Source organism: Ochrobactrum sp. 19YEA23 (assembly GCF_029909865.1).
In the GTDB taxonomy this organism is placed as follows: domain Bacteria; phylum Pseudomonadota; class Alphaproteobacteria; order Rhizobiales; family Rhizobiaceae; genus Brucella; species Brucella gambitense.
In genome coordinates this window covers 877,596-891,964 of sequence record NZ_JASAMQ010000001.1, presented here as the reverse complement: position 1 = coordinate 891,964, position 14,369 = coordinate 877,596, and the positions used below count along the sequence as shown (strand labels likewise).

The window sequence follows — 14,369 nt, the reverse complement described above, 5'->3', positions numbered from 1 at the left end:
GTTCGTCAGAGCGGCCGTACCAGAACATTGGCACCCAGTTTCGCTATCGTGCCGACATAGACGAGCAGCACGAACAGCGCCAAGGCAATTGCCAGTCCCCAGGACCGGTTGCGCTGGGCTTTCTTCTGCTGCTCGGTCGGTACGACCAGTTCCAGCTTCTCATGTACCGGCTTTTCTACCGTCTTATCCATTACAACACTCCAAAGGCGTGAAGCGCCTTGAACGTCAGTGCCTCAAACAGCATAACCGCGAACAGGCCCGACAGGTACACCAGCGAAAAGCGGAACAGCTTGCGCGCGGCAACCAGCATGGCGGGCTGCGATGCGGCCATCCACATGCGCCAGGCATAATAAACAAAGGCTCCACCCAGCAGCACCGATACAGCGCCGTAGACCGGGCCTGCAAAACCCATCACCCATGGCAATACGCCCACCGGTGCCATGAGCAGCGTATAGAACATCGCCTGACGGCGCGTCGAAAGCTCGCCCTTCACATTCGGCATCATCGGAATACGGGCGGCTTCGTAATCATTGGTCGAGAACAGTGACAGCGCCCAGAAATGCGGCGGCGTCCAGAGGAAAATGATCATGAACAGCACGACGCTGTCCCAGGTGATCTCGCCGGTTGCCGCAGCCCAGCCGATCATCGGCGGGAATGCGCCCGCAGCACCGCCAATGACGATATTCTGCGGCGTCGAGCGCTTGAGCCACATCGTGTAGATGACGGCATAGAAGAAGATGGTGAAGGCCAGAAGCGCTGCCGACAGCCAGTTGACCATCAGGCCGAGCGTCAGCACCGAGAAGACCGACAGCGTCAGGCCGAAAGCCAGAACCTGATTGGGCGCAATCAAGCCAGCAGGGATCGGGCGGTTACGGGTACGCTTCATCACCGCGTCGATATCGGCATCGTACCACATGTTCAGCGCACCGGACGCACCAGCGCCAACTGCGATGCACAGAATGCTGATGGCAGCCAGAACAGGGTTCATCGTGCCCGGAGCAAGGACAAGCCCGACCAGCCCCGTGAACACCACAAGGGACATCACGCGCGGCTTCAGCAGAACCAGATAGTCCCGCGCCGTTGCCTCCGAGAACGCGACTGCGTCATTCGGGCCTGAAACGCTTACGTTTTTTTCCACCAGCGACATTAGACTTCAATAACCTCAAATTCACCGGTCCGACCACCGCATCTTGTTCGATGCAGTTCGACAACCAACACAACTTGTCCCTCCCGGAGAACATCCGTTCCTGCCGGAAATGCCGTGCAATTGTCGGCAGGATAAACCTGCCAGTACGGTCATAACGCGATGGGCGGAACAGAATGTCGCCCGCCTTTAGCACAATTTGTTGGAAAGGGCGAAGTCTTTTGCAGACCCCGCCCTTCGCACGATTACTTGATGCGCGGCAGCTGTTCCCACTGGTGGTACGGCGGCGGAGAAGGAAGCTGCCATTCCAGCGTGGTTGCGCCTTCGCCCCATGGGTTTGCACCCGCTTCACGCTTCTTCGCGAATGCCTCGAAGACATTGTAGAGGAAGATCAGCACGGCGAAGCCCGAAATATAGGAGCCGTAGGACGACACCATGTTCCAGCCTGCATAGGCATCCGGATAGTCGATGTAGCGGCGCGGCATGCCAGCGAGACCGAGGAAATGCTGCGGGAAGAAAATCAGGTTCACGCCGATGAAGGTGACCCAGAAATGCAGCTTCGCGGTGAACTCATTATACATGTAGCCGCTCATCTTCGGGAACCAGTAGTACCAGCCCGCAAAGATCGCGAAGACAGCGCCGAGCGACAGAACGTAGTGGAAGTGCGCCACAACGTAGTAGGTGTCGTGCAGCGCACGGTCGAGACCGGCATTGGCGAGCTGAACGCCCGTCACGCCACCGACAGTGAACAGGAAGATGAAGCCGATTGCCCACAGCATCGGTGCGCGGAAGGTGATTGAACCGCCCCACATAGTCGCGATCCATGAGAAGATCTTGATACCTGTGGGAACCGCGATGACCATCGTGGCGAACACGAAATAGCGCTGCGTGTCGAGCGACAGGCCGACCGTGTACATATGGTGCGCCCAGACCACGAAGCCGACGACACCGATCGCGACCATGGCGTATGCCATGCCGAGATAACCGAAGATCGGCTTGCGCGAGAAGGTCGACACGATGTGGCTGACGATACCGAAGCCCGGCAGAATCAGGATGTACACTTCCGGGTGACCGAAGAACCAGAACAGATGCTGGTAGAGGATCGGGTCACCACCGCCATCCGGCGCGAAGAAGGTCGTGCCGAAGTTACGGTCGGTCAGCAGCATGGTGATGCCGCCAGCCAGAACCGGCAGCGAAAGCAGAAGCAGGAACGCCGTCACCAGAACAGCCCAGGCGAAAAGCGGCATCTTGTGCAGCGTCATGCCCGGAGCGCGCATGTTCAGGATCGTGGTGATGAAGTTGATCGCACCGAGGATCGACGACGCACCCGAAATGTGCAGCGCCAGAATGGCGAAATCGATTGCCGGGCCAGGCTGACCGCTCGTCGAAAGCGGCGGATACAGCGTCCAGCCGCCACCAGGACCCCAGCCGCCAGGTGCCGAAGGCATGAACAGCGAGATCAGAAGCAGCGTCAGCGCAGGCGGCAGAAGCCAGAACGAAATGTTGTTCATGCGCGGGAACGCCATGTCCGGCGCGCCGATCATCAGCGGCACCATCCAGTTGGCGAAACCACCGATCAGCGCAGGCATAACCATGAAGAAGATCATGACCAGCGCGTGCGCCGAGGTGAACACGTTGAACATCTGCTTGCCGGCATCAAGCGCGGCATCGCCCTCAACACCGTAAACCATGGACGCAAGGCCATGGAAAATCTGAATGCCCGGTTCCTGAAGCTCGGCGCGCATCGCGATAGACAGTGCGCCGCCGATGATACCGGCAATGATTGCGAAGATCAGGTACAGGGTACCGATGTCTTTATGATTGGTCGAGTATACCCAACGAACCCAGCCGTGCGGCTTGTGGTCGTCGTGGGCACCATGCTCGTGAGCTGCTGTGCCAGCCATGGAATTCGCTCCCGTTTTTCAACAGTTTGGCGTTCGGGATCAGAGACCCGCCGCAGCCACTTTATTGTTTTCGCTACCTTCGACGGCAGCTTGCAGCGCCTTGTTCGCACCGTTCAGATCCGATCCCGCAGCAGCGAGCCAGGTCTGATACTGGTCTTTCGAGACAACACGCACGGCGATTGGCATGAACCCGTGATCCTTGCCGCAAAGCTCGGAACACTGACCGTAATAGAGGCCTTCTTTTTCAGCCTTGAACCAGATTTCGTTGATGCGGCCCGGAACGGCGTCCATCTTTACGCCGAAGGCAGGGATGGTCCAGGAATGGATCACGTCGGCGGCAGTCACCAGAAGGCGAACGCTTTCACCGACCGGAACGACCACTTCATTGTCGACGGCCAGAAGGCGCGGATAGCGGGACTTATCCTCTTTGCCCGCAGCGGCGCGATCGCCATCCTTCAAAAGAAGGGCATCGAAGCTGACCGGATTGTCGACCTGATATTCATAACCCCAGTACCACTGGTAGCCGGTCGCCTTGATCGTCAGGGACGGGTCTTCCGGCGAATATTGCGCGGTCAAAAGCTGGAACGACGGCACAGCCAGGAACAAAAGAATGATCACGGGACCGACGGTCCAGATCACTTCGATCATCGTATTGTGGCTGGTCTTCGACGGTTCTGGATTGACGCTCGCCCGGAAGCGAAGCACAACGATCACCAGCAACGCCAGAACCAGCAACGTAACCGGAATAATGAACCAGAGCGTATAGCGCTCAAACCAATGAATCTGCTCGGCAATACCCGTTGCAGCGTCCTGAAATCTCCATTCCCATGGACGCGGCTGATCCGCCAAAGCGGCACCGGTCATCCACAGCACTGCAAGAGCACCAACGACGGCACCCTTCGTTGTGGCAACAATCTTATCCACCAGAACTCTCTCCCTTTTCGCCCTTTCAGGCTGGACGCCGGACGCAAATGACGGCCGCATCCCCCGTCGGCGTTCAAATCACACCTTAACGCACACCGCAAGGAAGGCGAATATGTTCCTGTGCGGCATTTTTGCGCGCAGCTTTTGCCCGCAGACAGAACCGCTCCCAATTCCGCCCGGATTCCTAACCTTATGACAGCGCATCCGTAAACCGGCAAAAACTTGGGAAAAACCTACAAATCTCATAATGAAGCCATGATTTGAAAAGAGGTTTTGCCGCACGTGCTACGTGACAATCGATCCAACAGGCGATATCACCGTTGCGATGACGGCTTTAATTGACGATGACTGATAATCGCGTCTCTGATTGCTTTTCATGGCTGATGCTGCGCGTTAACGTCCCACTGATTCGATCAGGGATTCGATCTGGAGATTTCATGACTGTCCGCATGCTTGCCAACCGCCCGATTCTTCAGCGCCTGATGGCCCTTGCCACTGGTGTCAGCCTGTCGCTTGCCGCCGCGACCTTGCCGTCTGCCGCGCAGGACACGCCCGCGCCGTTGCAGACACCGGATCAGGCTCCGGCTGCGCAGTCGCAGGCCGCCCCGACCAACCCGCAGCAAAGCGGTAAGCTGAAGTCGCAGCACGGTGCATGGGCTGTGCTCTGCGATACGCCTGCCGGCGCCAAGACCGAGCAATGCGCGCTGATCCAGAACGTGGTTGCCGCCAAGCGCCCGGAACTCGGCCTTTCGGTCGTGGTTCTGAAAACCGCCGATAACAAAGCGCGCATTCTTCGCGTGCTGGCCCCGCTCGGCGTTCTGTTGCCGAACGGTCTTGGCCTGAATGTTGACGGCAAGGATATCGGCCGCGCCTATTTCGTGCGCTGCTTCGAAGACGGCTGCTATGCGGAAGTCATTCTCGAAGACGAACTTCTGAAGACGCTGCGTTCCGGCAAGGCCGCAACCTTCATCGTCTTCCAGACGCCGGAAGAAGGCGTCGGCATTCCCGTGGATCTGAAAGGGTTCGGTGAAGGCTTCGACGCCCTCCCCTAAGAACTATCGATATTCCGGCGCTGGCGGGCTGCAAACCGCATCCCGCTGCGCTGCCGGTGCTCATGTAGCTTCTCATTCCGCATAGCCTTCTCCGAAAAGTCTGCAACTTTTCGGGGCTGTGCGTGAAAGTACACTCCGCTCCGGTTCTCGCGGCCTACGGTTTTCGCCTCGCCATCACCAGAATCTTAACAGTTCTTCATCGCGTGGTTGTTCTCAACCGTTTTAAGGCTTACATCCTGCAGCAGACACATGCTGCGGGATTTGTTTTATGAAAAGCCTGATCGACAGTTTCGATACCGGACGTGACGATATCGAACGCCTCGTTGCCGCGAGCCTCAAGGGCAGCGACGACGGCGAACTCTTCATCGAATATCGCGAAGCTGAAGCGCTCGTTTTCGACAATGGCCGCCTCAAGACCGGTTCCTTCAATCAGGATCAGGGTTTCGGCCTGCGCTCGGTTGCGGGAGAAGCCATCGGCTACGCCCATGCGGGCGATCTTTCGATGGCCGCGCTGAAGCGCGCCTCAGATGCGGTTTCCGCGACCATCAAGGGCTATGGTGGTTCCTACGCCGCAGCACCGGCTGGCACCAATCGCCATCTCTATACCGACGAAAACCCGATCGGCTCGCCAACCTTCGATGCGAAAGTGCAGCTTTTGCAGCAGATCGATGGCTATCTTCGCGCCAAGGACCCGAAGGTCCGTCAGGTGTCCGTCTCGCTCGCCGGTTCATGGCAGCAGGTTGAAATCCTTCGCGCTGACGGCCATTTCGTGCGCGATATCCGTCCTATGGTGCGGCTCACCGTGTCGGTCGTGGCAGGCAGCGGCGACCGACAGGAATCCGGCTCGCATACGCTGGGCGGGCGCAAGGGTTTTGGCGAATTCATCACCGTTGAAAGCTGGCAGCACGCAGCCGACGAAGCTCTGCGGCAAGCGCTGGTTAATCTGGAAGCGATCCCTGCCCCGGCAGGTACATTCGACATTGTTCTCGCCAATGGCTGGCCGGGCGTCATGCTGCATGAAGCGGTCGGCCATGGCCTCGAAGGCGATTTCAACCGCAAGAAGACCTCGGCCTTTGCCGGGCTGCTCGGCGAGCAGGTGGCGTCCAAGGGTGTCACGGTCGTCGATGACGGCACGATTGCCGAGCGTCGCGGCTCGCTGACCATCGACGATGAAGGCACGCCGACCAATCGCACGGTGCTGATCGACGACGGCAAGCTGGTCAACTACATGCAAGACCGCCAGAATGCGCGCCTGATGGGCATGGAGGCAACCGGCAACGGACGCCGTGAATCCTATGCCCATGCGCCGATGCCGCGCATGACCAACACCTATATGCTCTCGGGCGACAAGACGCCGGAAGAGATCATCGCCTCCATGAAGAAGGGCATCTATGCCGTTTCGTTCGGCGGCGGACAGGTGGACATCACCTCCGGCAAGTTCGTGTTCGGCTGCACGGAAGCCTATATGATCGAGGACGGCAAGGTCGCCGCGCCAATCAAGGGCGCCATGCTGATCGGCAACGGCCCGGATGCCATGCAGCGCATTTCCATGATTGGCAACGACATGAAGCTCGATACCGGCAGCGGCAATTGCGGCAAGGGCGGCCAGTGGGTTCCGGTTGGCGTTGGCCAGCCGCATCTGCGGATGGATCAGGTAACCGTGGGCGGCACGGCGGTCTGATAGACCGCCGTTTAGCCGCGAAGCCCACGCATTTGATAAATCGCACCGAAGGCGTTTATAAGTATCGCTGGAAGCTTATCGAAGACATAGGCTGACCTGGAGACACTTATGCCTGGATCTTCATACGACTGGACAGGAAAGCAACCCGACAAGCGTAACCGGCAGAAGCGCATGCTCATCATCACGGCAATCGCGATGGGCGCGCTTATTCTTCTGCTGGGGCTTGTGGACGGGCTTTTGATCCTGCTCGGTTAATGGTGCCCGTTTACGAAATCGACTGTGCAGGTGTGACAACGCCGGACGAACTCTGGCGACGCTACCTTGCCGTGGTGCCAGCGCAGGATGCGCAATCCTTCGGCTATACGCTCGATTCTTTCTGGGATGCCGTGCAGTGGCAGGGGCCGGGCTGGCCCGGCGAATGCGAGCTTGTGTTCAAAAACACGGAAGCGCTGAGCGAATTGCGCACGCTCGGAGGCAAGCCTTTTCTGGAAGCCTTCAGGCGGCTGGTGCATGACACCAGCCGCATTTCGATAAAACTAGCTTAGCACTACGGTTGCAAATTCGTCAGGCCGCGGCGAAACGAGTGATTTTCGAGCACCGGAGCGGAGCGTACTTAAAAGTACGTGAGCACCGGAGCACAGGAAATTGCTCGTTGCAGACCGGCATCACGAAGAATGCGACTGTAGTGTCAGATCGTTAGATGTTCTGACCGCCAGACACTTCGATGCGCTGGCCGGTGATCCAGCCCGTACCGCCCGACAAGATGGCGGCCACGGCGCCGCCAATATCGTCCGGACGACCGACGCGACCCATAGCCGTTGTGCTCGCGATCATCTTGTTGACTTCCGGCATGTCGCGTACCAAGCCACCGCCGAAATCCGTTTCGATGGCGCCGGGCGCAATCGCGTTCACCGCAATGCCGCGCGGGCCAAGCTCGCGGGCCAGATAGCGCGTCAGAACCTCGATGCCACCCTTCATGGTCGCATAGGCCGAATAGCCCGGCAGCGCAAAGCGGGCAAGACCGGTCGATACGTTGAGGATCTTGCCGCCATCCTCGATCAGCGGCAGCAAGGTCTGCGTCAGGAAGAAAACGCCTTTCAGATGCACATTGACCAGACCGTCGAAATCTTCTTCCGTGGTTTCAGCAAATGGCTTGTGAACGCCATAGCCAGCATTGTTCACCAGATAATCGAAGCGCGTCCGTTGCCACTTGTCCTGAAGCGCCTGCTGCAGCTTTTCGGCAAAACCCGCAAAACTAGCAACCTTCGCGGTATCCAGCGGCAAGGCAATGGCGGTGCCGCCCTCGGCTGCGATTTCGGAAACTGTCTCTTCTGCTGCTTTCGCATTGCTCTGATAGGTCAGAACGATGCCAACGCCCTGCTTGGCCAGATGAAGTGCTGCGTTGCGGCCAAGCCCTCGGCTACCGCCCGTGATGAGTGCAATCGTCATGTCAGTTTCCTTTCGTTCAACGAACTCTCGTTCCTATATTGGCGCTTTCCCGTTCGTTCGGCCTGCCTCATTCTCCGCGAAACATGCCCAATCCTCCGAAGGCTCCGATTTCTGTGTCGCGGGAATTCAAGGCTTGCTATGCTTTTCCCATGTCCGAACATGCTTCAAATCTCGCAGCCCGCTGCATCGAAATCGCCCAGGAAACTACGGCGGGGCCTTATCCTGCACCGACAGGCATCGAAGGCGTGACGGTGGTATGTTCACCGGCCGTATCGGAGATCCGGCCCGATATGTATCAGCCGATGATTTGCCTGGTCCTCCAGGGGGCCAAAGAAATTCTGCATGGCGAAAGGGCCGTTCGTTTCGATGCGGGCATGACGGCGATAGTCTCGCACGAATTGATCACAGGCGCGCGAATTGTCGAAGCCGGCGCCGATAGGCCCTATGTGGCCCTTGCCTGTCGGATCGATCTGGAGATTTTGCGCGCGCTTCAGGGCGAGATTGAGCCTGATATGATCGCGGCGGCGCGAAGCGAAGCCGTGGCCACCGGCAGGGCCGATACGGGCGTAACCGACGCCATGACGCGGCTGCTCGACCTGCGCGACAAGCCGCTCGAACGCCGCGTTCTCGAACCGATGATCCGCAAGGAACTGCATTTCCGTGTGCTTCTGACCCGTAATGGCGCGATGTTGCGCCAGCTGGCCCAGCCGGGCAGTCCGGCAAGCCGCATCGCAAAAGCGATCACCCATATCAAGCAGCACTGGAACGACCCGATCCGCACGGAAGAACTGGCGGATATTGCCGGAATGAGCCCTTCCAGCTTCCACGAACATTTCAAATCGGTCATGGCCACCACGCCGCTGCAATATCAAAAGGCGCTGCGGCTTCTGGAAGCACGCCGCCAGCTGAGCGAAACCGCCGTGCCGGTTTCGTCGGTTGCTTTTGCCGTCGGCTATGAAAGCCCGACGCAGTTCAGCCGCGATTATCGCCGCGCCTACGGCACCCCGCCCCGCGAAATGCGGGCGCGATAAGGGGCTGGAGCGCAGATCTGATTGGATCAGATCGGCGCTCCAGTCCTTTATGTTAACGCGCATCTTATCCGAAAACCGTTTCACACTTTTCGGGATGCGCTATTCTTCAGGCAAAGCCCGCACATAATCGATGAAGGCGCGCAATGGCTTCGGCATAACCCGGCTGGAGAAATAGAGATGCGGCCCGTCAAAGGCTGGCCACCAGTCGGACAGCACCGGCACCAGTTCGCCACGCTGCTGATAGGGTTCCAGCCAGTTGCGGAAACCGTAGATCAGGCCATGTCCCGCCACCGCCAGATTGAACGCGCCCCATACGCCAGTCGTGCCGATGATCAGCCTCCCCCGCGGGTCGACCGTGACAATCTCGCCGTCCTTCTCGAATTCCCAATCGGTCAGCGCGCCGCTGATAAAACGCATGCGGATACAATCATGCTCCAGCACGTCGGCTGGATGTTGCGGCATTCCTCGTTTCTCTATGTAGCTTGGTGCAGCCATCAGCGCGCCCCATTGCTGGCGCGGTCCGATGGGCACTGCGATCATATCCTGCGCCAGATGCTCGCCATAACGGATACCAGCGTCGCAGCCAACGGCATTGAAATCAATGAGCCGATCATCCACAACCACTTCGATCTGCACGTCCGGATGCTTGGCAAGAAAGCCGTCGATCAGCGGTGGCAGAATGTCATACATGACTGCGCCGGGCACATTCAGCTTCAGCCTACCCCGCACCTCGTTCTGCGAACTGGCCGCTTCGTCAAGCGCAGCGCGCGCTTCGACCATCACAGGGCCAAGCCGCTCCACAAGGGCGCTGCCCGCCTCCGTCAGATGCACGCTGCGCGTGGTGCGGATCAACAGCGGTACGCCCAGCCTCTCCTCCAGCCGCGAGACCGTCTCGCTGACCATGGACGCCGAAACGCCGAGCCAGCGCGCGGCATTGCGAAAGCCGCCCGAACGGGCGACCGCCAGAAAGACCGAAACGTCATCAAGGGGAAGAAGCTGCCTATTGTTCGCCATGGCGAACAAGCTATCCGCTTCAAGCCCGGTTATCAATGTATATGCGATCAGTCATAGTCCGGAAAAAGGAGAATCCAGATGAGCAATCATTCTTCCGCCACCCCTGTAACGGATATTCAAAGCAGCCCGGCAGCCGCAGCCGGTCGCTTCACCTTTCCCGGCACCTCGATTTCCGTCAACAGGATGGGCTACGGCGCGATGCAGCTTGCCGGGTCGCATGCGTTTGGAGAACCCCGCGATCCCGAAGAAGCCCTCGCCGTGCTTCGCGAAGCCTTGACGCTCGGTATCGACCATATCGACACCAGCGATTTCTACGGCCCCTATGTGACCAACCGGCTCATTCGCGAGGCGCTTTACCCCTACCCCGCCGAGCTGACGCTGGTGACCAAGATTGGCGCGCGGCGCGACGACAAGGGCAACTGGATCTTGCAGCGCGATGCGGATTTCCTGCGCCGTTCTGTCGAAGACAATCTCGAACGCCTCGGTCTTGACCAGATCGCCATCGTCAATCTGCGGATGGGTGGTCCTGACGATGATGTTGCCGCGCCCATGCAGGCCATGCGACAGATGCAGGATGAGGGGCTGCTCGGCCATATCGGCATCAGCAATATCGATGCAAAGCAACTCCAGACAGCGAGCGACATCGCCCCGATTGTCTGCGTGCAGAACCTCTATAATCTGGTGAACCGAACTGATGAGGCCATGATCGACCATCTGGCCGAGGACGGTATCCCCTACGTCCCCTTCTTCCCGCTGGGCGGCTTCAACCCGTTGCAGACGGAGGAATTGAACGAGGTCGCAGAAGAAATGGGCGAAACGCCGCAAAGCGTGGCTCTGGCCTGGCTGCTGCAACGCAGCCCGAATATTCTGCTGATCCCCGGCACATCGCGCAGAACCCATCTGCGCCAGAATATCGCCGCAGCTGCCTTGACCATCAGCCCGGAACACAAGGCCCGTCTGGACGCCATAGCCGGTCTCGCCTGACAGGGCTGAACCTTGGCATTGAACATAATAAAACCGCCTCAAGGGCGGTTTTATTATGAATGGGTTGGCTCAGACGCCTGGCTCTTCTTCGAGCAGGCCGGTCACGAAATCGAACAGGCCGGGGCGGCGGTCACGACGCAGACGCTCGGCCTCAATGATCGCCTTGATCGCCGCAAAGGAGCGGTCGAGGTCCTCATTGATAACGATATAATCGTATTTCACCCATTTCTGGATTTCAAAACGGGCATTCTGCAAGCGCGTCTCGATCACTTCGGGCGTGTCTTCCGCACGGCGATTGAGACGCTGCTGCAATTCGCGCATCGTCGGTGGCAGAATGAAGATCGACACCACATCGGCGGGCATCTTGGCCTGCAACTGGTCAGCGCCCTGCCAGTCGATGTCGAACAGCATGTCCTGACCATCAGCCAGCGCAATCTCGGCGGTTTCGCGCAAGGTGCCGTAGAAATTGCCGTGCACTTCCGCCCATTCGATCAACTCGTCATTGTCGCGCAGACGCTCGAATTCGCGAATGGTCTTGAAGTGATAATGCACCCCTTCGATCTCGCTTGGACGGCGCTGGCGCGTCGTCACGCTGATCGACAGCGAAAGGTCCATCTTCTTGTCTTCCAGCAACAGCCGGGCAATGGTGGATTTTCCAGCGCCCGATGGCGACGAAATCACCACCATCAAGCCTCTGCGCGCGACGCCATTTTCAACTGAAGAGATGGCCATGTACTGTTACTCCAGATTCTGTACTTGTTCGCGAAACTGATCAACGACCGCTTTCAGTTCCAGCCCGATGGCCGTGATCGACGCCGCGTTCGACTTGGAACACAGTGTATTCGCTTCACGATTAAATTCCTGTGAAAGAAAATCGAGCTTGCGCCCGACAGGCCCGCCGTCGGCGAGCAATTTATGTGCGGAGGCGACATGGGTGTCGAGCCGGTCCAGCTCTTCCTGAATATCCGCCTTGGTCGCGAGGAAGGCCGCTTCCTGATAAAGCCGGGCCTCATCCAGATCGCGCGGGCCGTCGAGCAGCAGCACAACCTGCACGGCGAGCCGCGCCTTGATGGCGTCCGTGCTCCGCGACGGGTCCTGACGCGCCGCTTCCGTCAGACGGCCAATCGTATCGACATGGCCGGACAGGATCGTGAAAAGCGCCTTGCCTTCCTGCGCCCGCGCCTCGGCAATGGCTTTCAGCGCGCCTTCGAAGGCTGCCACGATGGCCGCTTCCAGCCCGGTGCGGGCATCGTCATCTTCCGCAACCTGCGCCTGATCGATCATCCCACGCAGCGACAGAACGCCGTCGACGCTCGCAGGCGCCAGACCGTGTTTTTCCTGCAATTCGGCACCGAGTTTCAGCACCTCGGCCAGCATGGCGTGATTGATCACGAAACTGGCCTGCTCGTCGGCACGCTCAACGCTCAGGCTCGCCTGAAAATTACCGCGGGAGAAATGGCGCGCCAGCATGGACCGCACCGGGTGCTCGGCGGCTTCCAGCCCTTGCGGCAGACGCAGGCGCAAATCAAGCCCCTTGCCGTTGACCGAGCGCACTTCCCAAACGATGCGCGCCTCGCCATTGGCGCCGTCGTGCTGCGCGGCGTAGCGCGCAAATCCGGTCATGCTCTGGAGCGCCATGCGTCCGTACCCCTCAACTGTGCACAGGAGCGACTGGCCTGCCCATGCATCGAAACTCACTCAAAGCGCCTCGCCTCACCACGCGAAAACACCGTACTCAATCAAACATACAGAGCCGGCGCTATTCAGCAACCGGCTCTGAAAAATTCGCACAGATACGTTTCAGCAGCTTTTTACTGCCCTGCGCTCTGACCGTTGTTCTGGCCTGGATTCTGGCCGCTTGCGCCAGTACCAGTGCTGTTTTGCTGTTCCACATTGCGCCACTTACGAACATTGGCGTTGTGTTCCTGCAAAGTCTTCGAGAAGACATGCCCGCCAGTGCCATCCGCCACGAAATACAGGTCTTCCGTGTCGAGCGGATTGGCGACCGCCTCAAGTGCCGCCTTGCCCGGATTGGCAATCGGCGTCGGTGGCAAGCCATTGATGACATAGGTGTTGTAAGGCGTTGGCTTTTCGATATCCGACTTGAAGATCGGACGGTCGGACGGTTTGCCCGCGCCGCCGAACAGGCCGTAGATGATCGTCGGGTCAGACTGCAGACGCATGTTCTTGTTCAGACGATTGACGAAGACCGAAGCAACATGCGGACGCTCGGATGCGATGCCCGTTTCCTTCTCGACGATGGAAGCAAGCGTCACGAATTGATTGATATCCCTGACCGGCAGGTCTGGGCCGCGCTTCGCCCAGATATCGCCAACCAGCTTCTTCTGCGAAGCAATCATGCGGTCGATGATTTCCGAACGCGAGGTGCCGCGCGTGAAATGCAGCGTGTCGGTGAACAGCGAACCTTCCGGCGGAAAATCCTTCGGCATATCGCCCACCAGAATGGGGTCGGCGGAAATCCGGTCGAAAATCTGCTTGACGGTCAGCCCTTCTGGAACCGTCAGCGGATACATGATCGACTTGCCGCTGATGAGAATATTCATCACGTCGCGCATGGTCGCGCCTGCCGGAATGGCGTATTCACCGGCCTTGAGGTCGTTCTCATGACCATAGGCGCGGATGCCGAACCGGAAAATGCGTCCATCGCTGATGATGTCGCGGGCTTCGAGGCTGTTCGTCACTTCGGAAATGCCAGCGCCGCGTTTGACCAGGAAAGTCGTGGCGTCCGTCAGCGGTCCCGGACCGTCGAATTGCATCTTGCCGAAATAGAACAGCGCCGATGCACCCAGCAATGCCAGCACGACCAGCGACAGCATGAAATTCATGAACACGACGATCTGGCTGCGCGCATGGCGCGAGCGCTTGCGCGGCGGCGGTGTGCCCGGTTCGGGGCGCAGGGCTTCGGACGCGGATTTGGGAACAAAAGGCTTTGCCGCCGCAGTCGCTTCCGACGGCGTTTCGGCCTTTGCGGCCTTCGCTTGCTCTTCGGCAGAGTTGTTTCCGGGTTGCTCCCCGGGCTTTACCTCTGAATTCACTCCATCACCTCGGTCCTGTAGCCTTGACTGACGGCGCCACAACGATGCGTCACCTATCTGTCCCGAGCGGCTCTCCGCAATTCATGCCTTCGAAGCTTTGAAGCACCGGAGACAGGCTTACCCTAACCGC

15 protein-coding genes are annotated in these 14,369 nt (G+C 59.0%); 6 read left to right on the top strand and 9 right to left on the bottom strand.

The genetic code is table 11. The features are described 5' to 3' along the window. Nucleotides 1-5: 5 nt before the first annotated feature. The 4 genes from QBD01_RS04075 to coxB all read right to left on the bottom strand — a co-directional run bounded on the left by QBD01_RS04075 (nucleotide 6) and on the right by coxB (nucleotide 3,912). Complete coding sequence (locus tag QBD01_RS04075) at nucleotides 6-191, bottom strand: hypothetical protein (RefSeq protein WP_138786568.1); 186 nt, start codon at nucleotides 189-191, stop codon at nucleotides 6-8. After that, nucleotides 191-1,147 carry a heme o synthase gene (locus tag QBD01_RS04070; RefSeq protein ID WP_280991696.1) on the bottom strand — a complete coding sequence of 319 codons (957 nt, stop codon included), beginning with the start codon at nucleotides 1,145-1,147 and terminating at the stop codon, nucleotides 191-193. The genes QBD01_RS04075 and QBD01_RS04070 overlap by 1 nt, the downstream gene beginning before the upstream one ends. Before the next feature lie 242 nt (nucleotides 1,148-1,389). Beyond that, nucleotides 1,390-3,048 carry a cytochrome c oxidase subunit I gene (gene ctaD, locus QBD01_RS04065; protein WP_078338071.1) on the bottom strand — a complete coding sequence of 553 codons (1,659 nt, stop codon included), beginning with the start codon at nucleotides 3,046-3,048 and terminating at the stop codon, nucleotides 1,390-1,392. 39 nt (nucleotides 3,049-3,087) lie between these two features. Continuing rightward, nucleotides 3,088-3,912, bottom strand: coding sequence for a cytochrome c oxidase subunit II (coxB, locus tag QBD01_RS04060; protein ID WP_280992105.1), 825 nt, complete (start codon nucleotides 3,910-3,912; stop codon nucleotides 3,088-3,090). Between the two features lie 497 nt (nucleotides 3,913-4,409). On the opposite strand from coxB, the gene QBD01_RS04055 reads away from it, so the two are divergent. The 4 genes from QBD01_RS04055 (at nucleotide 4,410) to QBD01_RS04040 (ending at nucleotide 7,250) form a co-directional block, all read left to right on the top strand. Continuing rightward, nucleotides 4,410-5,024, top strand: a complete 615-nt coding sequence (locus QBD01_RS04055) for an invasion associated locus B family protein (RefSeq protein WP_182522622.1) — start codon at nucleotides 4,410-4,412, stop codon at nucleotides 5,022-5,024. Between the two features lie 268 nt (nucleotides 5,025-5,292). Beyond that, entirely contained in the window at nucleotides 5,293-6,705 is a 1,413-nt protein-coding gene (tldD, locus tag QBD01_RS04050; protein WP_280991695.1) for a metalloprotease TldD, read from the top strand. A 108-nt stretch (nucleotides 6,706-6,813) separates the two neighbouring features. Next, entirely contained in the window at nucleotides 6,814-6,960 is a 147-nt protein-coding gene (locus QBD01_RS04045) for a hypothetical protein (RefSeq protein ID WP_182522620.1), read from the top strand. Next, on the top strand, nucleotides 6,960-7,250 hold the full coding sequence (locus QBD01_RS04040; protein WP_280991694.1) for a hypothetical protein: 291 nt from the start codon (nucleotides 6,960-6,962) through the stop codon (nucleotides 7,248-7,250). The genes QBD01_RS04045 and QBD01_RS04040 overlap by 1 nt, the downstream gene beginning before the upstream one ends. Before the next feature lie 151 nt (nucleotides 7,251-7,401). Here the strand turns inward: QBD01_RS04040 and QBD01_RS04035 are convergent, their stop codons facing one another. Continuing rightward, on the bottom strand, nucleotides 7,402-8,154 hold the full coding sequence (locus tag QBD01_RS04035) for an SDR family NAD(P)-dependent oxidoreductase (RefSeq protein WP_151590384.1): 753 nt from the start codon (nucleotides 8,152-8,154) through the stop codon (nucleotides 7,402-7,404). 149 nt (nucleotides 8,155-8,303) lie between these two features. Between QBD01_RS04035 and QBD01_RS04030 the strand changes: the two genes are divergently transcribed. Next, nucleotides 8,304-9,185 carry an AraC family transcriptional regulator gene (locus QBD01_RS04030; protein WP_280991693.1) on the top strand — a complete coding sequence of 294 codons (882 nt, stop codon included), beginning with the start codon at nucleotides 8,304-8,306 and terminating at the stop codon, nucleotides 9,183-9,185. A 99-nt stretch (nucleotides 9,186-9,284) separates the two neighbouring features. Here QBD01_RS04030 and QBD01_RS04025 read toward each other — a convergent pair whose 3' ends face one another. Further along, nucleotides 9,285-10,199 (bottom strand): LysR family transcriptional regulator, encoded by a 915-nt coding sequence (locus QBD01_RS04025; protein WP_280991692.1) that lies wholly within the window; start codon nucleotides 10,197-10,199, stop codon nucleotides 9,285-9,287. Nucleotides 10,200-10,277: 78 nt separating this feature from the next. On the opposite strand from QBD01_RS04025, the gene QBD01_RS04020 reads away from it, so the two are divergent. Continuing rightward, nucleotides 10,278-11,183, top strand: a complete 906-nt coding sequence (locus QBD01_RS04020; RefSeq protein WP_280991691.1) for an oxidoreductase — start codon at nucleotides 10,278-10,280, stop codon at nucleotides 11,181-11,183. A gap of 69 nt (nucleotides 11,184-11,252) precedes the next feature. Here QBD01_RS04020 and gmk read toward each other — a convergent pair whose 3' ends face one another. The 3 genes from gmk to mltG form a co-directional block, all read right to left on the bottom strand. Further along, nucleotides 11,253-11,915, bottom strand: coding sequence for a guanylate kinase (gene gmk, locus QBD01_RS04015; protein ID WP_280991690.1), 663 nt, complete (start codon nucleotides 11,913-11,915; stop codon nucleotides 11,253-11,255). A gap of 6 nt (nucleotides 11,916-11,921) precedes the next feature. Continuing rightward, nucleotides 11,922-12,821, bottom strand: a complete 900-nt coding sequence (locus tag QBD01_RS04010; RefSeq protein ID WP_280992104.1) for a YicC/YloC family endoribonuclease — start codon at nucleotides 12,819-12,821, stop codon at nucleotides 11,922-11,924. A gap of 173 nt (nucleotides 12,822-12,994) precedes the next feature. Continuing rightward, nucleotides 12,995-14,101 (bottom strand): endolytic transglycosylase MltG, encoded by a 1,107-nt coding sequence (gene mltG / locus QBD01_RS04005; RefSeq protein WP_392391319.1) that lies wholly within the window; start codon nucleotides 14,099-14,101, stop codon nucleotides 12,995-12,997. Nucleotides 14,102-14,369 lie beyond the last annotated feature (268 nt).